A 25,629-nucleotide genomic window follows, 5' to 3' on the forward strand; every position below is an offset into this window, starting at 1 on the left:
CGCCACGGCGCTCAGAGGTTTGATTTCCTCGATTCCAAGGTCAGCGTGATCCGAGCGGGACAACGGCGCTAGGGATGGTCTGCACAAAGCACAGTCAGTTGCGCTCGATGCAGTTTGAAGGAGCCTCGTGAAGCCCGCGACGCCATCGCGGGTTGCGCCATCGCGAATTTCGGGGCCAGCGGGCCACCGATTTGGCAGATTTCGCGCTTTGCAGGCGCACTCATGCCTGCACCCCGCCCAGTTGGCGACGTGCCATCCACAGGTTGGACAGCGCGAACAGCGTATGCAACTGCGCCGTGTTCTTCGCCAGCCCGCGATAGCGCACCTTGACGTGGCCGAACTGGCGCTTGATCACGCGGAACGGGTGCTCCACCTTGGCCCGGATGCTGGCCTTGAGTTTCTCCAACGCATCGATCAATCGGTTCGACTCCCGACTCTTGTCCAGCGCCCGGCGCTTGCCCGGGCGCATCGCAATGTTCCAGCGCACATCCGGCCGGGCATCGGGCCGCTTGGCTGCGCCCTGGTAGCCGGCATCTCCAAAGGCTTCGGCTTCTTCGCCATGCAGCAGTGCGTTGGCTTCGAGCACATCGTTGACGCTACCGGCCGTGCCCCGCACCGTGTGCACCAGACCCGACTCAGCATCCACGCCAATGTGGGCCTTCATGCCGAAGTACCACTGGCTGCCCTTCTTGCTCTGCATCATCTCCGGGTCACGCTCGCCCTCAGCGTTCTTGGTCGAACTGGGTGCTGCGATCAGCGTTGCGTCCACCACCGTGCCCGCCCGCAGCATCAGGCCCTTGGCTTGCAGCAAGTCGTTGATCGTCTGAAGGAGCTTGGGTGCCAGCTTGTGCTTCTCCAGCACGCGGCGGAAGCGCAGGATCGTCGTCTCGTCTGGCACGCGCTCATCCCAGCCGCCCAGACCGGCGAAGTCCCGGAACAGCGCCATGTCGTGCAGTGCTTCTTCCATCGCCGGATCGCTCAGGTTGAACCACTGCTGCATGAAGTGAATCCGCAGCATCACGTCCACCGCAAACGGCGGCCGGCCACGCCGGCCCTCGGGCATGAACGGACAGATCAAGGCGACCAGCTCCGACCACGGCACCACGCGATCCATCTCTTCGAGGAACACGCGCCGGCGCGTACGCTTGCTCGACTGCCCAAGCCCCAAACTCGTCTGCTTCATGCCGGCCATCGTCTCAGCTGTTCGGCCTGCGCGGTAGCTGATTTGCCCGGGGGTTATGCAGACCTTCCCTAGGCGCCTGAGTCACGAATGCCATTTCGCTGAAGGGTTATTGAGTGAATGGCTCCACCAGTCGGTCAGCGTGACAGATCGATTCTCCGTAAATGACATGTTGATCGCCATACTTGACAGAACACCCCCCAAATTCGAATGCAAGGCTAGATTAGGTGCTTACCCGCAATGGTCCTTGCCCCTCCCCGTCGTAATAATCATTTGTCCGGGGCGTTTCCCGGGCATCAACCTCGAAAGGAAAATCATGCTGATCAAAAAGCAAAACCTCGCCGCAAAGCAATTCACCGAGAAGAAGGTGTACGTTCCTCCGGTTGACGGCACGGGTAACAACTAATAAATAAACCCGCGCCGGCTCAACTCGGTGCGGGTTTTTTTGCCATCCGCCTTTTTGCTAGATCGATCAGTCATGACTTCAGCGAATCAAGCGCAGCTGCGAACCCGGTTCACCAACGCACTCTATGACAAGTCCCGGAATGCAATCTTCGCAGTCGACGACAAAGGATTGGTTTACCGGATGGATTCCGAACTTCGCCTGGTTTCAAAGTCCGCCAACACTTTGCACGGTGTCGCGCTTCATGGCATGTGTGACGACGACTTGTTCATATACACCCGCGACGTCGCCGGAAATGTCGTGCGCTGGTGTAAAAACACGCTCAATCCCCTGAACTTCCTGCTTTCGGGCTACCTTTCCGATTCAGCCCAGGAACATCTCCCGCCAGTCCCCTCACCGTCACATGCGATCGCATGCACGGAGGATCTACTGGTAGTGTGCAACGCGCGGGGATGTTTGAGTGCACTGTCCCGCAAGGAGATGACCTATCAATGGGCGGCAGATGTGTCGTCACGTGCGTTTCTCGAGCATGTGAGCGTCGATCCAAGCCATGCCGACGGGTCATTACTCGTCATTGACGTCACCGGCACCCTTTTTCGCTTCAATACGGTCACGCAAGCCGCGAAGCCGCTCCTGGAACTCCGCTCCGGCGTCAGTCATTCCCTGCGTTATGACAGCCGATTTGACCGATATTGGATCACCAGCGACGTTGGCGGGGGAATCACGCTGTTCAGTGAAGAGCCCGCCAGAACCACGCATATTCGGTTCACGAACGACGATGTCGAGGAAATTGTCCTGACCTCCGACGCCTCCACCGGCTATGTGGCCTGCTTCGACCACCACATATATGTCTTCGAGAATGATCTGGTTCCACGCTTGACCGGTCGGATCGGTCCCTTCAAGTTTCAAGTGAACCATCTGAAGCCTATGGACGATCAGCGCCTGCTGGCCCTGCTCGAATCAGGTGAGCTCTACATCATTGATAGTGCGAGTGGAACCGTGGCGGCGGCAGCCGGTGGTACCACCACCTATTGGGACTTTCTCCTTGACCACCATTCGCTCAGCGCATTCTCCGAGAGCGGCATTGTCGACCGGTATCGATTGGTGAGCCAATTCAAGGATTTTGCCTTCGTCTACGAGGACGAAATCCACGTTTCAGGCACCGAGACCCGCATGCGGATGGGGGCTCGCCTCGGTCGCGATTACTTCAGCATCTGCACCGACGGAAGCGCCTTGCGGTTTGACGAAACCGGCTTGGTGCGGTGGAAGGTTCGTATCGACGGCATTCTCCGCGATGTCTCGGTCACGCCTGCTCAAGATCGCGTGGTCCTCTGCAGCGAAACCGGCTGGCTGGTGGAGCTGGCAGCGGACACCGGCGAGGTGTTGTGGCGCTTCAAAAACAAGCGTCCGATCTGGTGTGTCCAGTATGTCGATGACGGGCGGACGGTCGTCTACGGTGAGCGCGAGCTTCGTCAGGAAGAGGCCGCCCGAACCCCCTCACGACTGGTGTTCTTCGACATACTAACCCAGGTGGTCGTGGGTCAGCTGCCGGATATGGGCAACCACAAGCGCCTGCGCCTGTGTGACGATCAGCGGCTCTTGGTTAGCGGCAATGGCAACAACGCGGTCCAGATCGTGGATATCGGCAGCAGAACCGTACTGAACAAGTTCAAGGAATGGCAAATCAATACACCTGAAAATGCCGTTCTCCACGGTGATTTTGTTTATGTCGCCACCTACGGCTACCAACTTCTGACCTATTCCATCGAAACTGGCGAATTGCTGGACGGGCAGCACGTTCTTGAAGGCTATCCCGGAGGTCTGCAGCTCTGGCGAAATGAGGCCGGCGTGCCGTTTCTGCTGCTCTCCGTGCGAAATGCGCTGATGGCATTTTGCATCGCCTCGGGATCGCCCGAGCTTGTGGCCACCCGATATCTCTATGATAGGTTTTATCGTGATAACCATGCACGCGTGAGAATGCAGAAGGAGCTGCAGGCGACCAACTGGGAACTCACCACCGCGCTCGAAGATCTTCAACCCGCTTAAGACCAATATGAATATCCTCATCATCTCGGGCAGTCCGCGCGTGGGCTCAAACTCGGAAAAAGTCGCCAAATATCTTGCCGGAGTTTTGGAGGGTCAAAGTGGCGTGGCCGCCGATATCCTGCAGCTACACGAAGGAGCGCCACGACCCTGGACCTCTTCGTTTTGGGATGCGAATTCGAACGAAGCCGTCGAGTGGAAAAAATTGTCCACTCGCCTGCAGTCAGCAGATGGCTTCGTGATCGTGAGTCCGGAATATGCGGGCATGGCGCCGCCCGGGCTCATGAACCTGATCCTCAAATGTGGAATACCCGAAACGGGTCATAAGCCAGCACTGCTTGTCGGGGTTTCTTCCGGCTCTGGGGGTGTATATCCGCTTGCCCAACTTCGGCAGTTTGGATTCAAGAACAATTTTCTGTGCATGCTCCCCTTCAGTGTGATCGTTCGGAACGCCAATGACGCTTTGGGTGGGCACGAGAAATCTGAGCGATCCGATGCGGAACTCTCCGCGAGGTTGGGCCATGGATGCGCGTTGTTATGCGCCTATGCCCAGGCGCTTGCGCAGGTTCGAGCGAGCGAGATCAACTTTTCAAAATACCCCTATGGCCAATGATCCCAATCCAGGCAGTCGGCCCCCGTGGATCTCCGGTCCATGCATACGGTGTGCAGACATTCCGATCGCCAGGCGTTGGAGCTGCGAGTGTCAGCGCTCGCCGAAGCCGTCCAACCCTCCCACCTCGACATTCTCAAAGGTGCATCCATGAATGAAGTTTCTGCCACTCCTGCAAGTCGGTTCTCTTCCATGGAGGACGATTTGCATCTCTTCGCGCTGCTTCGCTCGTCCGACGATCTCGGGCTGACCCACCAATTGATGCAAGCAGCTTCCAACTTGACTGAGCTCCAGACATCGCTGGGCACAAACGCTGGGACGCTGTCCCAGATTCTCGATGGCCTTCAGGGGTTCGGAGTGATCGGCCAACGGGCCGATGCCTATGAGATCAACGAGGAATGGAAAGCGTATCTGGGGAGTGCCACACGCCATCATCAATCCGCAGGCGTGCGTCGCGGCCTGCAGGCTGTGGATCGCTGGCGTCGGTTGCCGGAGATTGCGAAAGACAAGCTGCAAGCCGCCGAGAAGAGCGCCGAATCCCAGATGTTTGGTTCGGGGATCCATCTGGAGCAGTATCTGCTGGCGGTCCGTGACGAAAATACCGAACATGCCCGCACCCTTGCCCATCAGCTGGCAGAACGCCTCCAGACGAGCGAAGGTCGGTTTCTTGATATGGCGGGCGGCCATGGGAAATATGCGTTCGAGCTGCTGAATCTGTGCCCGCACGCAATCGGTACCCTGGCAGACCTGCCTCAGACCTTGGCCGTCTTTGAGCGGCTCAGTGCCGAGGAACCCGCGCGCAACCGGCTACGCGCGATGGTCTGCGATGCAACTCGGGACGAGTTGCCTCAGCAAGCCTTCGACCTCATTTTGATGAATGACCTGCTTCATTCATTTGACCGCCAAACGAAGGTCGAGGTTCTGCGACGCGTTGCACGGGGGCTTGCCCCAGGCGGCGTGCTCGTGGTGAGCAAGTTCGGCTATCAGGATCCCGCTAAGGAAGTGGAGAACGCATTGTTCTCCTTGAGGCTGCATGTGAACTCTCACGGCGGATATCTGGAGAAGGATGGTGAGATGCCCGGCTTGTTCGAAGCGGCAGGTCTGAAGATTGATTCCGTGTTGCAGCTGGGCCCGAAGTTAAGCTACCTGCTGTCTGGGGTCACTGTCAGCCAAGAGGTGCATTGAGATGATGGTCACTTCGCCTACCTTCAATCCAGTGCAAGATCAGCAACTGGTGGAGCGCGCCCGTCGGTTTGGTCGGCACATCGGTGGATACTCTCGGAGCGGCGTCCTGATCGCCGCGTACAAGTTGGGCATATTCGCCCGCTTGAGTCACTCAAGCTTGAATCGGCAGGCGCTGGCCGCTGCGCTTGAGGTGGATCAGACCGGCATCAGCCTGGTTGTCGACACCTTGATCGCCATGGGCTACGTCACCGAATGTGGTGAGACGGACGCGGTCAGCATTCACCCCGACTGGCGGGAGGCCTTCACCGAGGGGCCGTGCAGTCTGCTTGCCGATCTTGAAGCCGCCGAGATGGCGAGCAGGGTGTGGAACTCGCTGGCCGACGTGATTAGTCGAAAGCAGGAGACTGAAGAGGCCTACCGTCAAAGTCTGTTCGAGGGTCGCTGCCATGAGTATCGGGCTCTGCAGGCCTACAACCGTTTACAGGCCAATCAGGTCATTGCGGCTGTACTGCCTTTGCTGGTCAATGCCAACCAGATCCTGGACATTGCCGGTGCTGACGGCTACATCGCGGACGAAATCCTGCGCCGGACCGAAACGCCGACCATCACGATCGTTGATCTGGGGAAGGCGAATTCCAAATGCAAAGAGATCTTCGCAGGGCACGTTCAGTCGGGCCGACTGAAAACCGTGAACCAGGACGTGCGTGATCTGGCTCTGGGGAAGCGGTTCGACGTGGTGCTTATGACCGAAGTGACGGAGCTGTTTGACGTGAGCGAAAAGCGAAAAGTGCTGCAGCGAGCGCTCGATCATGTGCAGGAAAACGGAACCCTGATCGTCACCAAGCTGTCCATGCCGAAGATCGGAGGCTCCGAAGCACTGAGCATCTTCTCTTTGAAGATGTACATCAAGGGCAATGGAAGCTATCTGGAGACGGATTGTGAGCTAGCTGGCTTGATTGCTGAGCTGCAGATCCAGCACCAGCAACAGGTCATTGCCGACAAGGTGGTCTTTGTCTGTCAGCGTCGAGGCGCTTCACAGGCAAAGTGAAAGGAGCATCCATGGCTCGCTTGTTTCCTCGCTTTCCTCCAGCCGGCTCGGAGCGGGACCAGCCCTCCGTGCGTAATTCGGTCAGTCTTCCGATCGCGCTCGCGGATGGAAGGATGGTCGTGGGTCGGATGCATAGCTTCGACGGGCTCAGCGATGAAGGTGAACACTTCGCGCTGGAGTTGGCACCACGAACCTTGAGCGGCGCGGTGCCCCTCGTGCGAGTTCACTCCGAATGCGTGACGGGCGATGTGCTTGGTTCCCTGCGCTGCGATTGCGGCGCGCAGATGCGGGAGGCGTTGCAGCGGATTCATGATGATGGCGGATTCATCCTTTATCTGCGCCAGGAAGGGAGAGGCATTGGTTTGTACCGCAAGCTCGATGCCTACCGGCTACAGGAACAAGGCCTGGACACGTTCTCCGCCAATCGAGCGCTGGGTCGCGGGGATGACGAGCGCCGCTTCAACGTGGCCGCCGAGATGCTCTCGGCGCTGGGAGTCCCGCGAATTCGCCTGTTGAGCAACAACCCTGCAAAGAAACTTCAGCTGATCGATTGCGGGATTGCGGTGGACACGATGGAGCTGACAGGTGTGCATGTGAGCCGCCATAACCGGTCGTATCTGGAGGCGAAGGTTCTCCACACCCAGCATCAGATTGCACTGGATTCAGAGCTACCGGAGAAGCAGGTTCCATGATTCAACATCAATCGCCTATCAGCGGCGTTGCGGCATTTGCTGGCAAATTCATTGCGACAGCGGGCTACGACAATCAACTGGTCCTGTGGCGTGCAGATGAGCATCGATCGGTCGCGAGAGCGTGGCACGACCATCTTGTCAACCAGACCAGCTTCTCCAGCTGTGGACGCTTCCTGGTGACCGCCTCCAGTGACCACACGGCCCGCCTTTGGGCCGTCCCAGAGCTCAAGTTGCTGGCGGTGTTCTCCGAGCATGACGACGACGTCGAGATGGCTGTCATTCATCCGACGGAGCCGCTTGTTGCGACGGCGTCCCGCGACCATTGCGTTCGAGTCTTCGGGTTCGACGGCAAGCTGGTGTGGCGGTTGCAGGGGCACACCGCAGATGTCATCTCGGTGGTGTGGTCCAAGGACGGCCGGCATCTTGTCTCCTCCAGCGATGATGGGACGATCAAGCGCTGGGCGCTTCACGACGGCACCTTGATCGAGAACATCGATCTGCAAGGGGTCGAAACGGACACGGTCGCCATTGCGCAGGACGGCACGATCTTCGCGGGCAACGACAACGGATCGCTGATCGTGGTCCGCAATGGCCTGCCGCAGACCTTCGAGGCCCATTCAGCCGGGATCAAGCGCCTGGTTTTGAATGACGAGACCTCCCGCCTGGTCTGCATTAGTTATGACCGCACCCTGAGCATCTGGGACGTTAGCGCAGAGGTGCCTGCGCTGCTGAGGACCAGCAGCCTGCCAAGCGTGGTCTGGCCCAGGTCTTGCGCATTCGTGGGGCAGGACACACTCGTCTTCGCCACCTTCGGTAGCACCTACGCCACCTGGGACTCGACGTCGGATCAGTGGGATGTTTCCCGCGTGGGTCCGACTGGAGGGATGAATGCGGTGACGGTGCGAGGCGGACGACGCTACACCATTGGTGATGCCGGGCGGCTCTATCAGGATGGCGTCGTGGTACAGGATATCGGCAGCCTTTGCAATTTCCTGCTGTTGGTGGGGCCTCTGATGCTGACAGGCGGGCAGATCGGGCAAGTCTTCGATGCATTCACGGGACGCGTGTTGCATCAGCATCGGTCACCGCTCAATTGCGGCGTCGCGTTCCCGCGGGATGGTGGTTGGTACGCAGTGATTGGGACCTACACCGGTGAAGGCCTTGTGTTTGAGATTGACGAAGACGGCGCCTGCCGCATGACACGCGAGCTTACCCTGCATGCGAATGCGGTGAAGTCTCTTGCGGTCCATGGCGAACAGCTGTTTTCTGTCTGCGCAGATACCAGCGTGGCCTGGCTTTCAACTCGCGAATTTCGTGAGATGGCCCGCATGGAGGGGGCGCACGACCGCATTTCCAACGGTTGCGCGTCGCTTGCGGATGGGCGTTTTGTCAGTGTGGGCCGAGACCTTCGGATGCGTCTGTGGAACATTCCCGGTGTGCCGGAGGTGGTGGCCACGCCCCACAACCGATCGATCAAGTGCGTGGGCACCTCTCCGGATGGGCGTCTTGTGGCGACCGGTTCCTACGGCGGGAGTGTTGCCCTCTACGACGTCGAGCGAAAGGAGTGGCGGCCGTCTCAGCGTCCGACGACGGCGGGCATCTCATCGATCTGCTTTGACAGCACCAGGGGCTGCTTCGTTGCAGCGTCATACGACGGACGAACCTATGAGGTCAGTGCATGAATCCCAACGATCTACCCGTCAGGGAAGCCATGGGGCTGCCCGCAGGTTTTGTCGATCGACTCGGGCTGGATGTCTTTGTCCGGCATCACCACCTGTTCAGTCGCAGCACGGACGAACTCATCGCGTTGTTGGAGGATCCCGCCGAGCCTTTCGTCCGACGTTACGCGGCTGGCCATGCTCTGGCCCTGCTTGGGGATCCCAGGATCCGTGTTGACGAACCGGAGATGGTCAGGCTGCCTGAAGCGACAGCAACGATGGGCACCCAGGAAGAGGCCGTTGCAGGTGTGGTCGCCCGTTGGGCTAAGGTACATGTTAAGCAGGAGTGGATCGAGAAAGAGTGTCCCGCGCACACTGTGCAGTTGAAGCCGTTTGCGTTAGGTCGATATCCGGTCACCAACCTCGAATACAGATGCTATCTGGAAGATGCGCAATCCTCGGAATTGCCGACCTCCTGGAGGTTTGGAATTTACCCAGCCCATCTGGCGAATCACCCGGTGTGGACCGTGCCGCCAGAAGCCGCCGACCACTACGCGCAGTGGCTCTCGCGTCGTACCGGGCGCCAGTATCGTCTCGCGACAGAGGCGGAATGGGAGTATGCGGCGAGCGGGGGTGACGGCCGGGAGTACCCATGGGGCAGTGACTTCGATTCGGCGCGCGCTAACACGGTGGAAGCTGGTCCTCTAGGCACCACGCCGGTGGGGATGTATCCAGGTGGGCGCAGCCCCTTTGGGCTGGATGACATCGCTGGCAATGTGGAAGAATTCACGGCCAGTCCTTACGCACCTTATCCAGGCGGGCGATTGATTGAAGACGATCTACACCAGGCCGCTGGTTCGACTTACCGGATTTCACGCGGGGGGAGCTTCTCACGCTTTGGGGATCTGACGCGCTGTTCACGACGTCACGGGCTCTACGCTGCAGAAATCTACGCAATTGGCTTCCGACTGGCGATGGACATTGTTTAACCCTTGCGACGACCTTCATGAACAGCTACGTTGAACACGCACAGATCTTTGTCGTTGATCTCGATCGAACAGCGACTTTCTACCTGGAGCTCTTCCCCGAATGGCGCATCCGCGGGCGGGGTCGTGAGGTGGCAGGAAGCCGACGCTACAACTGGATCCACATCGGTGACGATCACACCTATCTTGCCTTCAGAGGGGGATACGAGGGGATGTCCGAGCCGGCGCCATCCGTCGAGAAACAGTGCAATCACGTGGGTATCGTGGTGCCCGAAATTGCGGAAAAGGAACGCGTGCTGCGACAGTTGGGCGCCCCCATGGTCAGGAGCACTCATCCGGCCCGGGTCCGTGTCTACACGCGTGACCCTGACGGCTATGAAATCGAATTGATTCAGTACCTCAGCGAGGAAGTCGGTGCTCGCAATGACTACGACTGGTGCGTTCGAAACGGCATTACCGCTCCGGTGACTTGATTCAAGCAGCCATCATGCACGGTGTCAGTCATCAGCCAACGCTTTGGCGTTTGGTTCTTTCCCAGCCCCGCGCCTTTGCGGGGGCCACGGCGTGGTCCGTGACCAATACCTTTTTCGATTTTCTGCCGGAAGTGATGGTCGGCTTGGCCGTCGACTCCGCAGTGCAGGGCCAGAAATCGCTTCTGGGATCCATGGGTATTGTCGACCCGTGGCACCAGATCTTGCTCATCACCGCGGCTGCATTTCTGGCTTGGGGGGTCGAATCCTGGAGCCAGTACCGCTACATGATCGCTTGGCGCAGCCTTGCTCAGAATCTGCAGCATCAACTCCGACAGCGCTTGGCTCGGCATGTGCTGGGTATGCGTATGGACGTGTTTGAGCGGCGGTCCACCGCCGACCTCACCACGGTGATGAATGACGACGTCAACCAGATCGAGCGTTTCATCAGCGACGGGATCCATTCAATACTTTCACTGATCGTCGGATTCTGTCTGGTCTTTGCTTTCTTTGCGACCATGTCACCGGTCGCGGCCATGTTGGCTGTACTGCCAGCGCCCTTGGTGGTGATCATTTCGCGGCTGTATCGCCGCCGGATCGACAGCCGGTTTCTGAGCCTGCGAAGGTATTCCGGCGCCATTAGCGACGCAATTTCGAACGGCTTGCGCGGATTCATGACGATCCGCGCCTTTGGTCAAGCGGACTGGGAGGTGGAAAGAATCTCCCGCCAGAGCGCCACGTATCGCCAGGCCGCCATTGCTGCGGCCAGGCTCAGCGCAGGATATGTCCCCGTGCTGCGAATGGCCATCGTCTTCGGGTTCGCGGGAGTTCTGCTTTACGGGGGGCATCTGGCCGTCTCGGGGGAGATTGCGGTCGCCGCCTATGGGACCCTTGTGTTTCTGACCCAGCGCTTGCTCTGGCCAATGGCGTCGATGGCACTCCTGGTCGAGGGTTATCAGAAGATGCAAGCGTCTCTCGTGAGAATCGGGGAGCTTCTTGCGCTTGACATTCATTGTCCCATTTCGAAGATGCCTGACCGAAATCATGAAGGGGGACCGGTACTGATAATCGACGACCTTACGTTTGGATATGAAAAATCCAATCCGTTATGGACATTGAATCTCAATGTATCAGCCGGTGAGCGGGTGGCGGTCGTCGGACGAAGTGGCTCCGGAAAAAGCACGTTGCTGAAGATCATTCTTGGTTTTTATGAGCCGACGGTGGGTCAGGTCATCGTGTCGCACCACGGGAAGCCGGCGGCCGGGGCAAGCGGGATCAGCTACGTGGGGCAGCATCCCTACATGTTTTCAGGGTCCATCGCGGACAATCTTCGCTATGGCAACTTGACGGCCACGGACGAGGAATTAGTGGCCGTATGCAAGGCGCTGGGTCTTCACGACTTCATTTCGGCATTGCCCGACGGCTACCGGTCTGCGCTGGGTGAAGATGGCTGCCTGCTATCAGGCGGCCAGCGCCAACGGCTAGCTATTGGCCGGGCGCTTTTGCGGCAGTCCAGTGTGCTTTTGATGGACGAGCCGACGTCGGCGCTGGACCGCGACTCTGCCCAGCGCGTGTTCGAAGCTCTGCGCCGGCACTGCCAAGATCGGGCGGTCATTGTGGTGACGCATCGCGCGGACGAGCATTGCGAATTTGACCGCGTTGTCGATGTGTCCGCTTAGTTGTTACGGCCAACTGAAAACTGAGATTCATCTGAGGGTTGTGCCGACCTGAAACTGAGCCAGACGTTCGACCTACGCTGCCCGGTTTATCCATAGCGGGCGTGGTGTGCTGAATCGCCCCGGGGTCGTTGCGACCTCGCGTTTGGACGTCGCCAGAAGCTCCGGCGCGCTACAGACGGTCAAGCGTTGGGAAGTGAGCCTTGAGGCTGAGCATTACGGCGTGCGCGAGCGTCAGCACCTCTACCGTACCCGCATCGGCAATCTGCCCCGCAACGTCCAGACGCTGGCTAAGGAAAACGAGGCAGTCGTGCTGGCTGAGCTTGCAACGCAGCTCGAAATCCAGAAATTATTCGACGCAATGGCCACGCCTGCGGACAGGAAAAAGCGCTCAGACTCCCAGTTAATAAGCGACGCGATTCAGCGCGCCCATCAGGACTCCATTGAACGTACGGTGGTGGACCAGATTGAGGAGCGCAACGATGTGCGCGCCGCGGCTGTCCTGTGGGGGCTGCTGAAGGCTAATGACAAGGTGGCGCTACAGTTGTTGCGCCAGATCGACGGTGCACTTGCCGACGCGCACGAAGCCTTTGAGAAGGGGGCGATGCTGCTGGTCAACTTCTTCGTTGCTGCGCGAAACCTGCGCCAGTCCGAAGGCACGGTGTCCTACTACCATCCGCGGGTTGAGGCCGGGATTGAACAGGCGCTGAAGCGGGCCGAGAACGTTACGGTCAAGTCGCTGCGGCTTCTCATTGAGACGCTCTCTTCCTCGAATGGGCCAGACGAATCGTGGGGCATTGCCGCTTCCGCTAGCTGTCTTTGACCGGCCCAGCGACTCACCAGGCGCAAGCATCGGTGAGTGGCCGGTCCCGGTGGTTCAGCAGTCGTTCGGTCCGCGAACCGTTCAATGACCGTTGCCGCGGACAGTTGCCATTGGATCGCAAAGTCTGGGTGACAGCAGCCAGCCTGTTGAGGAAGCACGCCGAGACCTTGCACAAGCGCTGCAGCGCTGCACGGGGTAACAAGTTCAAGTTCGCAACTTGGCGACCAGCTTATATTTCGTGCCGAACAGCATTTATTCACTTAGATCAGCGAGCGGGTGCGGGCCGCCTTGCAGAACAGCGGCCTCGCCTTCCCCCACAACAAGCGCATCACCGTCAATCTGGCGCCGGCCGAAGTGCCCAAGGAGGGTGGCCGCTTCGATCTGCCGATCGCCTTGGGCCTGCTGGCCGCCAGCGGCCAGATCGACGCCCAGCGCCTGGCCGGGCTGGAATGCGCAGGTGAGCTCTCGCTCAGCGGCGAGCTGCGCCCGGTGCGCGGCGCCCTGGCCATGAGCCTGGCGCTGCGGCGCGAAGGCCTGGCGCGCCAACTGCTGCTGCCCCAGGCCAGTGCGGCCGAGGCCGCCTTGGTCGAGCAGGTCTCGGTGCTGAGCGCCCAGCATCTGCTGGAGGTGGTGGCCGCCCTGCAGCCAGGCAGCCAGCAGGCGCTGCCGCAGGCGCGGGCCCAGGCGGCAGCGCCGCCGGCCGGCGGCCCCGATCTGCGCGATATCAAAGGCCAGGCCGGCGCCAAACGGGCGCTGGAAATCGCGGCCGTGGGGGAGCATTCCCTGCTGCTGGTGGGGCCGCCGGGCACGGGCAAGTCCATGCTGGCCCAGCGTTTGAGCGGGCTGCTGCCGCCGCTGGACGATGAGCAGGCGCTGGAGTCGGCGGCGGTGCTGAGCCTGGCGGGCCAGTTCCAGCCCGCGCGCTGGGCGCAAAGAGTCATGCGCAGCCCCCACCACACCGCCTCGGCCGTGGCCCTGGTGGGCGGCGGCTCGCCACCGCGGCCGGGCGAGATTTCCCTGGCCTTGCACGGCGTCTTGTTCCTGGACGAATTGCCCGAGTTCAATCGCCTGGCCCTGGAGGCCTTGCGCGAGCCCATGGAGACCGGCCGCATCCTGATCTCGCGCGCGGCGCGGCAGTCCGAGTTCCCGGCCCGCTTTCAGCTGATCGCGGCGATGAACCCCTGCCCTTGCGGCCACCACGGCAATCCCTTGCGCGAATGCCGCTGCTCCCCCGATCAAATTGCGCGTTACCAGGCCCGCTTGAGCGGCCCCTTCCTGGATCGCCTGGATCTCTTGATTGAGGTCCCCATGCTGCCCCCGACCGAGCTGGCGGCCCTGCCCTCGGGCGAGAGCAGCAGCACGGTGGCGGCCCGGGTAGCCACGGCGCGGGCCTGGGCCCATGAACGCCAGGGCTGCAGCAATGCGCGCCTGACGGTGGAGCAGTTGGACAGACTCGCGGCACCGGAGCCGGCCGCCCTCGCCTTCTTGCAAAAGGCGGCGGAGAAGCTAGGCTGGTCGGCGCGCGGCTATCACCGGGTGCTGCGGGTGGCCCGCAGCATCGCCGATCTGGCCGGCAGCCCAGGCCTGCGGCAAGCCCATATGGCCGAGGCCATCCAGATGCGGCGCGGGCTCAAGCACTGAAATTAGGGGCGGATCAACTCGCCGTCGCGCACCCGCACGACCTCGTCGACCCTAACGCCGGGATCGTGGGTGAACTCGAAGCTGCGCGTGCTGGCATCCGAGAAGGCCACCCTGACCCGCCAGACCTGATGGGCCTTGTGCTTCTTCTCCATCTCATTGCCGAAGTAGCCACCGGCCGCGGCGCCACCCACGGTCGCCAGCGTCTTGCCATTGCCGCCCCCGACCTGGTTGCCCAACAGGCCGCCGATCACCGCGCCACCCACGGCGCCCAGGCCGCTGGCCTCGCCGGCTCTTTGTTCCTGCCGGACCGAGAGCACGGTGGCGCACTCATTGCACAGGGCCGGCTTGGCCGCTGCCGCGGCGGGTTTGGCGGGGCTGCTGGCGGCCGTTCTTTCGGCTTTCTCGACGGGCTTGGCTGGCTTGACGCCGTGTGCCTCGGCCTTGGCAGGCGGCGTCTTGGGCTCGACGCTCAGCGTCGACGAGGCCGGGCTTGCCAGCGCCTGCGCCGTGGTCGCGCTCAAGCTTGCGGCCTCGCTGCTGGATGCGGGAATGCCGCTCATGTCCTTGCTGGACTGTGAACGCCCGAGAGCGTAAACGCCGGCCAGCGCGGCAGCGAGCAGGGCGACGCCGATATAACGTTGAGAGCTAGTGACAGAACTATTCATGGGGGAGAAGGGAGAGCGATGGCCTGCCGCGGCGCCGGATGGCGCTGCGTTTCATTTCCAGCATGCCATGGCCAACGCAAAAATCGGCCCGCCGCAGGGCTGCGGGTGTAAGCACATGCAATCCAGACCGGCCGCTCACGGCCATGGCCACTCAAAGCAGCGGCGCCAGCGCCCGCTCGGCGGCGACCTTGTCCAGCGCCATGCGCCGGCCCCAGTCGGCCAGCTGATCGGCGGCGATGCGGCCGACATTGAAGTAGGCCGCTTGCGGATGGGCAAAGTAAAAACCCGAGACGCTGGCGGCCGGGGTCATGGCCATGGACTCGGTCAGGCCCATGCCGATCTCCTCGGGCGCCAAGGCCTTGAACAGATCGCGCTTGACCAGATGGTCGGGGCAGGCGGGGTAGCCGGGCGCGGGGCGGATGCCGCGGTATTTCTCGGCGATCAGATCCTCGGCCGTCAGCGCCTCGTCGGCGGCATAAGCCCAGAACTCGGTGCGCACGCGCTGGTGCAGGCGCTCGGCAAAGGCCTCGGCCAGGCGGTCGGCCAGGGCCTTGAACATGATGGCGGAGTAGTCGTCCAGATCGGCGATGAACTGGGCTTCTTTTTTCTCCACCCCCAGGCCGGCCGTCACCGCAAAGAGGCCGATGTAATCGGGCACGCCGCCCTTGGGCGCGATGAAGTCGGCCAGGCAGCGGTTCGGGCGCATCACGCCATCGACCACCGGCCGTTCCGACTGCATGCGCAGGCCATGCCAGGTCATCAAAACCTCGCTGCGCGTCTCATCGGTGTAGATCTCGATATCGTCATCATTGACCTGGGCCGCCGGGTAGAGGCCGAACACGCCATTGGCCTGCAGCCAGCGGCCGGCCACCAGGCGCTGCAACATGCGCTTGCCATCGCTGTAGACGCGCTGGGCCTCGCTGCCGACGATCTCGTCCTTCAGGATGGCCGGGAAGGGCCCCGCCAGATCCCAGGTCTGGAAGAAGGGGCCCCAGTCGATGTGCTCGGCCAGCTCGGCCAGGTCGTAATTGCGGATCAGGCGGCGGCCGATGAACTTAGGCTTGGGCGGCTGGTAGGCGGCCCAGTCGATCTGCGCCTTGTTGGCCCGTGCCTGGGCCAGCGTGACCAGGGGCGTCTGCTTTTTATTGGCATGCAGCTGGCGCAGCTGTTCATAGTCGGTCTTCAGCTCGGCAATGAAGCGGCTGGCGCGCTCGTCCGAGAGCAGATCGCTGCACACGCCCACGCTGCGCGAGGCATCGGGCACATAGACCACCGGGCCTGCGTAATGCGGCGAGATCTTGACGGCCGTGTGGACCCGGCTGCAGGTGGCGCCGCCGATCAGGAGCGGCGTGCCGCGCGAGCTGAAGTACTCATCGCGCTGCATCTCCGCCGCCACATGCTGCATCTCCTCCAGGCTGGGCGTGATCAGGCCGGAGAGGCCAATGATGTCGGCCCCCTCTTCCTTGGCCTTGGCCAGGATGTCCTGGCAGGGCACCATCACGCCCATATTCACGACCTCGAAGTTATTGCACTGCAAGACCACGGTGACGATGTTCTTGCCGATATCGTGCACATCGCCCTTGACGGTAGCGATGACGATCTTGCCCTTGGGTTTCGCCTCGGCGCCGGCCGCGATCATGGCCTGCTTCTCGGCCTCGATATAGGGCAGCAGATGGGCCACGGCCGACTTCATCACCCGCGCGGACTTGACCACCTGGGGCAGGAACATCTTGCCCGCGCCGAACAGATCGCCCACCACATTCATGCCCGCCATCAGCGGGCCTTCGATCACATGCAGGGGACGGCCGCCCTTGGCGGCGATGGCTGCCCAAGCCTCTTCCGTGTCGGCGATGATGAACTCGGTAATGCCATGCACCAGGGCGTGGCTGAGGCGCTGATCCACATCGCCGGCCCGCCAGGCCAGGCGGGCCGTGTCGTCGATGGCCATGCCTTTGGCACGCTCGGCCACCTCGATCAGGCGCTCGCCGGAGTCCGCACGGCGGTTCAGCACCACGTCTTCGACCCGCTCACGTAACTCGGCATCCAGATCGTCGTAAACGCCCACCATGCCGGCGTTGACGATGCCCATGTCCATGCCCGCTTGAATGGCGTGGTAGAGGAAGACGGTGTGGATGGCCTCGCGCACCGGGTCGTTGCCGCGGAAGCTGAAGCTCACATTCGAGACCCCGCCGCTGACCTTGGCGCCGGGCAGGTTTTGCTTGATCCAGCGCGTGGCCTCGATGAAGTCCACCGCGTAATTGTTGTGCTCCTCGATGCCGGTGGCGATGGCGAAGATATTGGGGTCGAAGATGATGTCCTCGGGCGGGAAGCCCACCTCGTCCACCAGCATGCGGTAAGCGCGCTCGCAGATCTCGATCTTGCGGGCATAGGTGTCGGCCTGGCCGGTTTCGTCAAACGCCATCACCACGGCGGCCGCGCCATAACGCCGCACCAGCTTGGCCTGGCGCTTGAACTCGGCCTCGCCCTCCTTGAGCGAGATGGAATTGACGATGCCCTTGCCCTGGATGCACTTGAGGCCGGCCTCGATGACGCTCCATTTGGAGCTGTCTATCATGATGGGCACGCGGGCGATCTCGGGCTCGCCGGCGATCAGGTTCAGAAAACGCACCATGGCGGCCTGGCTGTCCAGCATGGCCTCGTCCATATTGATGTCGATGACCTGGGCGCCGTTCTCCACCTGCTGGCGGGCCACGGCCAGGGCGTCTTCGAACTGGCCGTTCAGGATCAGGCGCGCAAAAGCCTTGGAGCCGGTGACATTGGTGCGCTCGCCCACATTGACGAAGAGCGTGCCTTCGCCGATCAGCTGGGCCTCCAGGCCGGAGAGCTTCATCGCAGGAGGGGTGGGGATGGCAGACGACGACATGGCGGACCTCAAATTTCGGGGGCCGCGCACTCACCGCGGCCCAGACAAAGGGATTCGGTGAGCGCCGTTACGGGGCGGCGCGACCCTGCGCTCACCCTTGTTCAAGCCTGGCCCACCCGGGGGTGAGTCGCAACGCTCCTTGAACCAGTGGGGGATTTTAAGCCCAGCGCGCCCACTAGCGCGCCATTCCTGCCCTAATCCTCAAGCTGCGCGGCTCAAGCGCCGACAATCCGTCAACGATCAAGGCCTGCAAACTCCTGTCGCGGCCCAGGTTCTGCGGTCAAGACCTATCTCTTATCTCCCACTGCGAGCTCGATTTGGACCTGATTCCCTGCCCCGCCATCGCCCTGCGCTTCGGCCAAGCCCTGCCCTACGCCATCCGCGATGCGGAGGGCAAGCTGCTGGTCGCCAAGGGCCAGGTCTTGCATGACAGCGAGCCCGTGCGGGAGATGATTGCGCGCGGCGTCTGGGTCCGCACGGTGGAAACCAAGGAATATCAAAAAGCCCTGGCCCACAAGATGGACACCTTGATGCACCAGGGCGCGGCCCTGGGCGAGATCATCAAGGCCGAGGCCGAGCTGCGCCCCGAGCGTGCCGGCGCACGGGCGGAGCTGGGCCAGCAAGAGGCCTGGGCCGATTTTCTGGTCAATGCCGCCAGTTTTTTGCGCGAGCCCCGGGTGGACGATTTCCGCCCGCGCTTCCAGCTGCTGCATCAGGAAGCCCTGGCCCGGCTGCAGCGCCAGCCCGACGCGGTCTTGATGTTGCTGATCTTCGAAAGCAGCCTGGACTTCCATCAGTACAGCGCCCGCCATGCCTTGCTGAGCCTGGTGCTGGCCGACTTGTGCGGGCGCCAGCTGGGCCTGGCCGAGGAGGAGCAACTGGCTCTCGGCCAAGCCGCCCTGAGCATGAATATCGCCATCACCGCCAGCCAAGACCGCCTGGCCAATCAGAGCGACCCGGCGGCCGACTACCAGCGCAAGGAATTGCTAGGCCATGGCGACCGCAGCGCCGAGCTGCTGTTCGCCCTCGGTGTGCGCTCCGAGCTATGGCTGCAAACCGTGCGCCTGCACCATGAGGCCGGCCCGGGGTCGCTGCAAGAGCGCAGCCCGGCCGAGCGCCTGGCCCGCCTGCTGCGCCGCATCGACAGCCTGGGCGCCAAGCTGAGCCCACGCCGTTCCCGCCAGGCTTTGTCGGCCGCGGCGGCGCTGCGCTCGGTCTATCTGGACGAGTTGAAGCAGCCCGATGAAGCCGGCGCCGTGCTGGTCAAGACCCTGGGTCTCTACCCCCCCGGCAGCCTGGTGCGCCTGGCTAACGGCGAGCTGGGCATGGTGTTCAAGCGCGGCCATAACGTCACCGAGCCCTGGGTCGCCTCGCTCTTGGGCAAGAGCGGCAGCCCCTTGAGCGAGCCCGTGCCCCGCGACACCCGCCTGGCCAGCCAGGCCATCAGCAGCAGCCTGGCCCCGCACGAGATGAAGCTGCGAGTGAATATGGAGCGCCTGCTCAGGTTGTGAGCAAGGCGCTGAAGAACTTGTCCCCGCAGGCCCGCGGCTGATAGGCCGAGACCTGGGCCGCAATCGCCGCGATATGGGCGGGGGTGGTGCCGCAGCAGCCCCCGGCGATATTGAGGAAGCCGCTCTTGGCGAACTCGCTCATCAGGCGGCCGGTGACCTCGGGCGTCTCGTCAAAACCGGTGTCGCTCATGGGGTTGGGCAGGCCGGCATTGGGGTAGCAGCTGATCGCCGTGGCGCCGGCCGCCTTGGCCAACTCCTCGATATAAGGCCGCATCAGCGTGGCGCCGAGTGCACAGTTGAGGCCGATGGCAATCGGCTTGGCATGGCGCACCGAGTGCCAGAAGGCGGTGACGGTCTGGCCCGAGAGGATGCGGCCCGAGGCATCGGTGACGGTGCCGGAGATGATGACCGGCAGGCGCTCGCCCGTGTCCTCCATCAACTCGTCCAGGGCAAAGATGGCGGCCTTGGCGTTGAGGGTGTCGAAAATCGTCTCGACCAGGAACAGATCCACCCCGCCCTCCAGCAAGCCCTTGGCCTGCTCGTAATAGGCGGCGCGCAAGGTGTCGAAGTCCACATTGCGGGCGCCGGGATCGTTCACATCGGGGCTGATGGAGGCGGTGCGCGGCGTCGGGCCCAGGGCGCCGGCGGCAAAGCGGGGTTTGTCGGGGCTGCTGTATTTATCGCAAGCCTGCCGCGCAATTTGAGCGGCCGCCACATTCATCTCATGGGCCAAGGCTTCCAGGCCGTAGTCCTCCTGCGCCACCGAGGTGGTACCGAAGGTATTGGTCTCGATGATGTCGGCGCCGGCGGCCAGGTATTGCTCGTGGATCTCCAGGATCACGTCCGGCCGAGTCAGCACCAGCAGATCGTTATTGCCCTTCAAATCCTTGCCATGCGCGGCAAAACGATCGCCACGGAAATCCGCCTCCGTCAGCTTGTAGCGCTGGATCATGGTGCCCATGGCACCGTCAAGAATAGCGATGCGCTGCTGCAGGATGGCGGGCAGGGCCGCGCCACGGGTAAAGGCGGATGACGTCGTGTTCATGCCCGCATTGTAGAAACGAAGCGCAAAACCCCTCAAAACAAACGCCCGCTGCCAGGGCGGCAGCGGGCGTGGGCCGGCGGTTCCGGCGCGTCAGGAAGCCTGGCGGCGGCGGCGTGCCAGGCCCAGCATGACGGCCGCACCGGCCAGCATCAGCGCATAGCTCGAAGGCTCGGGCACGGCCGCAGCCACGCCGTTGATGGCGAAGGGCAACTCGGCCGTCAGGCCCGAACCCGCGTCGGTCCAGGTGGAGAAAATGCCGCTGGAGGCGGTGGTGGCTTGCATGGCATTGCCCGTGCGACCGTCGGAAACCGGAGGCTGCCAGGGGCCGGAGGCGGCAGTGCCCGTCAGGCTCCAGCTCAGCCAGTAATGGCCGGCGCCCAGGCTGAAATCGGCCACATCGGCCTGTGCCTTGTAGATGCCGCGCTGGGTATTGGTCAGCGTGGTGGGCGTCACGCGGTAACCCTGCAGGCCGCCGTTCGTGAGGTTGGTGACGCCCGAGGCCATGATGGTGCCGGTATTGGCGTCCCCGCTGCGGATGGCCCAGGTCGCTTGCTGGAAGGTGAAGCCTGTGGCACCGGTCTGGTAGCTGAAGAAGTCCAGGCTGCTGACATTCCAGCTACTGCCGGCGGCAATGGTGAAGTCGTCGGCCACCGAGTTGCCAGCACTGGTTTGAGCACCAATGCCCAGGCCCGTGGACGGTGAGGTCAGCACCGACTTGCCGCTGCTGTTCACCACCGGGCCGTTGTTGTAGAGCTCGGCCGCCTGGGCCGCACCAACGCTGATTGCCGCTGCGGCTGCAGCAAGCGTCAAGAGTGCAAATCGTTTCATCGTCTGTCCTTTGCTCGTCGCCATCGTTTCCACAATCCCCAGCAAGCACTACCGGACCGGGGTCTCAGGGCTTGGCTGGAGCTTGACACGCACCGGCGAGAACAAGCCCGGAGCTATGCGAGTGATGACGATAGCAATAATGCAGAACGACGCTAACCCCCTATTCTTGGCCCAGGAAAACCCCAGGAGCCAAGCCGCAAGAAATAGGCGTTAGACCTCAGCGCCCAGGGCGATTGCGAGGACCACGGGGGGCGCGCTCGCCGCCCTTGCTGTCGCGGGTCTCGCGAGCATCGCGCGGGTTCGGCCGCGCATTGCGCGGTGCGAATTGCGGACGCGCTTCACGCGCGGGCTGGGCGGCACGCTCGGCCTTGGCGATTTCCAGCAGACCCGGCAGCTCTTCTTCCGTCACACCCTTGAGCGCGCAGAAATTGGCCAGGGTCAGGGTGGTGCGCTCGTAGTCATGCAAGAGACCGGCACGGTTGCGGGCCTGGGTCTGCTCCAGCTCCACGCGCTCTTGCTGCAGGGCACGGCGGCGCGCCAGCTCTTCGCGCGCGGCCGCGCGGTGCTCTTCGCTCAGCTCACCCGCCTGCTCGCCATCCAGGTCGAAGCGATGGGTGGCGCGGCCCAGGGCGATCAGATAGCCCGTGTTGCCGGTGTAGCGGCGCAGAAAGCCCGAGAGCTGGGCCTTGCTGAATTGGCCCGGCGCACGCGCCTGGATATCGACCTGCACGCGCAGCTTGACCGGCTTGAAACCATTGCCACCGAACAGAGCCGGGAACAAGGTCTTGAGCTTGGCGGCCACGGCGGCGGGCGAGAGCTCGGCCGCGGGCGCAGAAGGCAGGGGAGCTTCAGCAGCCTCGGCGGCCACATCAGCAGCCACAGGCGCAGTGCTCGGCTGAGCGTCCGAATTCAGGGGGGACGCCGGATCCGGCATCACGGGAGAAGTTTCATTCATGGGCTGCGCGCAAACACTTCAGGAAAAAGTTCAAGCCCCTATTGTCCACTGCCTTGAGCTCATTTTTCGCGCGCGCCTCGCGGCCCCGCTTCAGCCGAAGACCTTCTTCAGCAGGGCGCTGCCCGTGCCCACCGGATCCTTGCGGATCTTGCGCTCCTCCTCGGCAATCATCAGGAACAAGCCGTCCAGGGCCCGGCCCGTCACGTATTGCTGGATGTTCGCGTCCTGGCCACGGATCAGGCCCAGGCCCGCGGCCTTGCCGGCCACCGCGTTGTACTTGTCGGCCAAGGCCACGCGGTCAGTGGCCTGGGTGACGATGGGCAGGAACTTCTGCGCCAGGGGCTCGCGCGTCTTGCCGGCGAAGAACTGCGTCGCGGCATCGTCGCCGCCCTGCAAGATGCGCAGGCCGTCTTCCACGCTCATGGACTTGATGGCCGCGAGCAGCAGCGGCTTGGCGGCCGGCACGGCGGCCTCGGCCGCGCGATTCATGGCCGTCACCAGCTCGTCCACCTGCTTGCCCTGGCCCGTCATCTTGAGCAGATTGGCGCCGTCCTTCAAGTAACCGGGCAGCTCGATGCGCACGGCGGCGTTGCCCAGAAAGCCATCCTTGCGGCCCAGTCCGTCGATGGCCACGGCCGCGCCACGCTCCAGCGCGGCGCGAATGCCCGAGGCGGCATCGCCTTCGCTCAAGGCCGCGGCCCGCGCCCAGGAGGCCAGGGCCAGGCCTGCGCAAGCGGCGGGAACAATAAGCAGGGCACGACGTTGCATGGTTTTCTCCTCAACAAGGTTCAAACAGTGCCGTCGACTGTAGCCTCGTGCAGGGCCACCACATCCTGATCGATGGCCCCGAACACGCTGAGCCCATCGCGGCCTTTCATCTCGATGCGTATGCTGTCGCCAAACTTCATGTACTCCGTTTTGGCGACGCCGCCCTCGATCGCTTCGATCGCGCGCTTCTCGGCAATGCAGCTGTAACCATGGCTCCAGTCCTTGTTGCTGACGCTGCCCGAGCCGACGATGCTGCCGGCCCGCACATTGCGGGTCCTGGCGAGGTGCGCGATCAGTTGGCCGAAGTGGAAAGCCATCTCCGGCCCGGCCTCGCACTGGCCCACCTTGCGGCCGTTCCACATCGATTGCAGGCTCAGATCCACCCGCCCGCCACGCCAGGCCGCGCCCAGCTCATCGGGCGTCACCGCCACCGGGCTGAAGGCGGTGGCCGGCTTGCTCTGCAAAAAGCCGAAACCCTTGGCCAGCTCGGCCGGGATCAGCGTGCGCAAGCTCCAGTCATTGGCCAGCACAGCCAAGCGCACGCCGTCCAGGGCCTGGTCCGGGCTGGCGCCCATGGGCACATCGCCGGTGATGACGGCCAGCTTGGCTTCGAAGTCGATACCCATGGCCTCGGAGGCAAAACGGGCCGGCTCGCAAGCGCCCAGAAAGTCATCGCTGCCGCCCTGATACATCAGCGGGTCGAGGCCATAGCTTTCCGGCAGCTCGGCACCGCGCGCCTTGCTCAGCAATTCCATATGGTTGAGATAGGCCGAGCCATCCGCCCACTGGTAGGCCCGCGGCAGCGGCGCCATGCATTGCTTGGGCTCGAAATTGAAGGCGTGGCGCAGCTTGCCCTGGTTCAGGCTGATGGACAGCTCCTCCAGCTGAGGCGACAAAAAGCCCCAGTCGTCCAGCACCTGCTGCAGGCGGGTGGCGATGCCATTGGCGTAATGCGCCTGGCTGAGGTCGCGGGAAACGACGACCAGCTGGCCGTCGCGGGATCTGTCGTGATAGGTGGCAAGTTTCATCGGAGCTGCGGCTTGAAACCGAAATAGGGGCAAAGCAATGGCAGCATTGTCCAATGCACCGCATCATGCGCTCCCGAATCACCCCCACCCCACCCGCCAAAGCCCAGGCGCTGCGGGCCTTGGGCTACGCCCTGGGCCTGAGCCTGCTCGGGCACGCCGGCCTCTTGCTGCTCAATTCCACGGCAGAACCCGCCCCGGACGCAGGCGCAGGCAAGGCCAAGCACTCGCCCCAGCTCATCGCCAGCATGCAGACACGCCCGGCCGCGGCCCCCGAGCCGGCGCCTGAACCGGCACGCAGCAAGCCGACCGCAAGCCCGACCCCGGCAGGGCGGCCGGCACAGCAAGCCGACCAGGCCGGCCCGGCACCGGAAGCACACCCACCCAGCGACGCAGCCGGGAGCGGCGCAGCCTCGCCCGCTCCCGCGCTGAGCAGCCTGCCCAGCGGGGAATGGCATTACCAGCTCAGCCAATTTGGCCGCGAGGGCCGGGCCGTGCTGCGCTGGGATCTGCAGGCCGACGGCGCCTATGCCCTCAGCCTGGAACGCGAGCTGGGTGGCCGCCCCCTGCCGGGCTGGCGCAGCCAGGGCCGGCTGGAGCCCCAGGGCCTGGCGCCGCAACGCTTTGTGCAGACGCTGCGAGGGCGCGAACGTGCGGCCCTCAATTTCCGCCGCGAGGAGGGCTTGCTGAGCTTCTCGGCCAGCGATGACTTGCTGCCGCTGGAGCCCGGCTTGCAGGACCGCCTGAGCTGGTGGCTGCAGCTTGCCGGCCTGGCGCAAAGCCAGCCCGAGCGCTTCGCGCCGGGGCGTGAAATCACGCTGCGTGTGGCCGGCCTGCGCGGCCAGCCCCATGACTGGATCTTTGAAGTGCTGCCGCTGGAAACCAGCGGAGCCGGCCCCTTGCTGCATCTGCGTCGTCAGGCGCTGGGTGAGTACAGCGGCGAGGTCCACCTCTGGCTGGACCCGGCTCGCCAGCATCTGCCCGTCCGTGTGCTTTTTCAGTTACCCGACGAGCGCAGCTGGAGTCTGCAGCTGATGCCTGCCCCGGCTGGGGAAAGCTCGGCCCCCGATTCCAGGGAGGCACCGTAACTTTTTTGCATAGGCAGCACAAATATTCTTGCGCCAAGGCGCCGAACAGGGCTGGCTTCTGACACTATTTGTTCACGGCCGGAGCGATGAGATGCCGATAAGGCTTGAATACAGGGTGGCTGGCCGCAATTGATGCTGAAAGGAGCTTTCCATGCACATGCTTTACAACTCCCCCAGCTTCAGTGTCGTCAAGTTCGACATTCAGGTGGCCGAGCCCCAGCTTGGAGAATTCTTGACCGCCAATCCCGAGCTGCAGCTGCAGCGCGGGGGCTACGAGATCGTCGACAAATTCAGCCGCAAAGAGATCTTCATCGAAGGCGCCCTGGCCCAGCAGTTCCAGGACGGGGTCGAGGCCTTGATCGAGCAGGATCCCAGCGAAGAAGACCTCGATGACTTCATCGAAAGCTATGCCAGCATGGGGCATCAGCCGGTGGTGATGCACTGA

Annotated in this window: 21 protein-coding genes, 1 pseudogene and 1 riboswitch; of the genes and pseudogenes, 14 read left to right on the top strand and 8 right to left on the bottom strand. The window is 62.8% G+C overall.

From position 1 onward, the window contains the following. Positions 1-220 precede the first annotated feature (220 nt). A complete protein-coding gene (locus HNP55_RS08625) occupies positions 221-1,183 on the bottom strand; it encodes an IS5 family transposase (protein ID WP_184298830.1) in 963 nt (320 codons plus the stop codon). A gap of 475 nt (positions 1,184-1,658) precedes the next feature. Here HNP55_RS08625 and HNP55_RS08630 point away from each other — a divergent pair, with 475 nt between their 5' ends. From HNP55_RS08630 to HNP55_RS08680, 11 genes and pseudogenes are all read left to right on the top strand, one after another. Next, positions 1,659-3,629 carry a PQQ-binding-like beta-propeller repeat protein gene (locus tag HNP55_RS08630; RefSeq protein WP_184298255.1) on the top strand — a complete coding sequence of 657 codons (1,971 nt, stop codon included), beginning with the start codon at positions 1,659-1,661 and terminating at the stop codon, positions 3,627-3,629. 7 nt (positions 3,630-3,636) lie between these two features. Continuing rightward, positions 3,637-4,239 (top strand): NADPH-dependent FMN reductase, encoded by a 603-nt coding sequence (locus HNP55_RS08635; protein WP_184298256.1) that lies wholly within the window; start codon positions 3,637-3,639, stop codon positions 4,237-4,239. A 147-nt stretch (positions 4,240-4,386) separates the two neighbouring features. Next, positions 4,387-5,421 carry a class I SAM-dependent methyltransferase gene (locus HNP55_RS08640; RefSeq protein WP_184298257.1) on the top strand — a complete coding sequence of 345 codons (1,035 nt, stop codon included), beginning with the start codon at positions 4,387-4,389 and terminating at the stop codon, positions 5,419-5,421. Position 5,422: 1 nt separating this feature from the next. Beyond that, positions 5,423-6,469 carry a class I SAM-dependent methyltransferase gene (locus HNP55_RS08645; protein WP_184298258.1) on the top strand — a complete coding sequence of 349 codons (1,047 nt, stop codon included), beginning with the start codon at positions 5,423-5,425 and terminating at the stop codon, positions 6,467-6,469. A 113-nt stretch (positions 6,470-6,582) separates the two neighbouring features. Continuing rightward, positions 6,583-7,161, top strand: coding sequence for a GTP cyclohydrolase II RibA (gene ribA / locus HNP55_RS08650; protein ID WP_221439531.1), 579 nt, complete (start codon positions 6,583-6,585; stop codon positions 7,159-7,161). Then, on the top strand, positions 7,158-8,843 hold the full coding sequence (locus tag HNP55_RS08655) for a WD40 repeat domain-containing protein (protein WP_184298260.1): 1,686 nt from the start codon (positions 7,158-7,160) through the stop codon (positions 8,841-8,843). Before ribA ends, HNP55_RS08655 begins: the two co-directional genes overlap by 4 nt. Beyond that, positions 8,840-9,808, top strand: coding sequence for a formylglycine-generating enzyme family protein (locus tag HNP55_RS08660; RefSeq protein WP_184298262.1), 969 nt, complete (start codon positions 8,840-8,842; stop codon positions 9,806-9,808). The genes HNP55_RS08655 and HNP55_RS08660 overlap by 4 nt, the downstream gene beginning before the upstream one ends. Before the next feature lie 17 nt (positions 9,809-9,825). Next, positions 9,826-10,278, top strand: coding sequence for a VOC family protein (locus HNP55_RS08665; RefSeq protein WP_184298264.1), 453 nt, complete (start codon positions 9,826-9,828; stop codon positions 10,276-10,278). Further along, positions 10,275-11,954: an ABC transporter ATP-binding protein gene (locus HNP55_RS08670; RefSeq protein WP_184298266.1), complete on the top strand. Its 1,680-nt coding sequence runs from the start codon at positions 10,275-10,277 to the stop codon at positions 11,952-11,954. The genes HNP55_RS08665 and HNP55_RS08670 overlap by 4 nt, the downstream gene beginning before the upstream one ends. 106 nt (positions 11,955-12,060) lie before the next feature. Further along, the gene (locus HNP55_RS08675; protein WP_221439517.1) at positions 12,061-12,774 is read left to right on the top strand and encodes a hypothetical protein; all 714 of its coding nucleotides are present in this window, start codon (positions 12,061-12,063) and stop codon (positions 12,772-12,774) included. A gap of 270 nt (positions 12,775-13,044) precedes the next feature. Continuing rightward, a pseudogene (locus HNP55_RS08680) lies at positions 13,045-14,415 on the top strand (YifB family Mg chelatase-like AAA ATPase); the annotation flags it as partial. 2 nt (positions 14,416-14,417) lie between these two features. On the opposite strand, the gene HNP55_RS08685 reads toward HNP55_RS08680, so the two are convergent. Together HNP55_RS08685 and metH are read right to left on the bottom strand one after the other, a co-directional pair. Beyond that, a complete protein-coding gene (locus tag HNP55_RS08685) occupies positions 14,418-15,080 on the bottom strand; it encodes a glycine zipper 2TM domain-containing protein (RefSeq protein ID WP_184298270.1) in 663 nt (220 codons plus the stop codon). Positions 15,081-15,231: 151 nt separating this feature from the next. Next, entirely contained in the window at positions 15,232-17,964 is a 2,733-nt protein-coding gene (gene metH / locus HNP55_RS08690; protein WP_184298272.1) for a methionine synthase, read from the bottom strand. A gap of 52 nt (positions 17,965-18,016) precedes the next feature. Next, positions 18,017-18,111, bottom strand: a riboswitch (S-adenosyl-L-homocysteine riboswitch). A 170-nt stretch (positions 18,112-18,281) separates the two neighbouring features. On the opposite strand from metH, the gene HNP55_RS08695 reads away from it, so the two are divergent. Then, positions 18,282-19,475 carry a hypothetical protein gene (locus HNP55_RS08695; RefSeq protein WP_184298274.1) on the top strand — a complete coding sequence of 398 codons (1,194 nt, stop codon included), beginning with the start codon at positions 18,282-18,284 and terminating at the stop codon, positions 19,473-19,475. Here the strand turns inward: HNP55_RS08695 and HNP55_RS08700 are convergent. The 5 genes from HNP55_RS08700 to HNP55_RS08720 all read right to left on the bottom strand — a co-directional run bounded on the left by HNP55_RS08700 (position 19,465) and on the right by HNP55_RS08720 (position 24,099). Next, positions 19,465-20,520: a homocysteine S-methyltransferase family protein gene (locus HNP55_RS08700; protein ID WP_184298276.1), complete on the bottom strand. Its 1,056-nt coding sequence runs from the start codon at positions 20,518-20,520 to the stop codon at positions 19,465-19,467. The two genes, HNP55_RS08695 and HNP55_RS08700, sit on opposite strands and share 11 nt — an antisense overlap. Positions 20,521-20,610: 90 nt before the next feature. Continuing rightward, positions 20,611-21,348: a PEP-CTERM sorting domain-containing protein gene (locus HNP55_RS08705; RefSeq protein WP_184298278.1), complete on the bottom strand. Its 738-nt coding sequence runs from the start codon at positions 21,346-21,348 to the stop codon at positions 20,611-20,613. 217 nt (positions 21,349-21,565) lie between these two features. Further along, positions 21,566-22,228, bottom strand: coding sequence for a ProQ/FINO family protein (locus HNP55_RS08710; RefSeq protein ID WP_184298280.1), 663 nt, complete (start codon positions 22,226-22,228; stop codon positions 21,566-21,568). Positions 22,229-22,393: 165 nt separating this feature from the next. Next, a complete protein-coding gene (locus tag HNP55_RS08715) occupies positions 22,394-23,071 on the bottom strand; it encodes a DUF4197 domain-containing protein (RefSeq protein ID WP_184298282.1) in 678 nt (225 codons plus the stop codon). A 20-nt stretch (positions 23,072-23,091) separates the two neighbouring features. Beyond that, the gene (locus HNP55_RS08720) at positions 23,092-24,099 is read right to left on the bottom strand and encodes a fumarylacetoacetate hydrolase family protein (RefSeq protein ID WP_184298284.1); all 1,008 of its coding nucleotides are present in this window, start codon (positions 24,097-24,099) and stop codon (positions 23,092-23,094) included. Positions 24,100-24,164: 65 nt separating this feature from the next. Here HNP55_RS08720 and HNP55_RS08725 point away from each other — a divergent pair, with 65 nt between their 5' ends. Together HNP55_RS08725 and HNP55_RS08730 are read left to right on the top strand one after the other, a co-directional pair. Beyond that, positions 24,165-25,184: a DUF3108 domain-containing protein gene (locus HNP55_RS08725; protein WP_184298286.1), complete on the top strand. Its 1,020-nt coding sequence runs from the start codon at positions 24,165-24,167 to the stop codon at positions 25,182-25,184. Between the two features lie 151 nt (positions 25,185-25,335). Next, positions 25,336-25,629, top strand: a complete 294-nt coding sequence (locus HNP55_RS08730; protein WP_184298288.1) for a DUF3567 domain-containing protein — start codon at positions 25,336-25,338, stop codon at positions 25,627-25,629.

Origin of the sequence: Roseateles oligotrophus, from assembly GCF_014204525.1 — a bacterium.
In the GTDB taxonomy this organism is placed as follows: domain Bacteria; phylum Pseudomonadota; class Gammaproteobacteria; order Burkholderiales; family Burkholderiaceae_C; genus Paucibacter_A; species Paucibacter_A oligotrophus_A.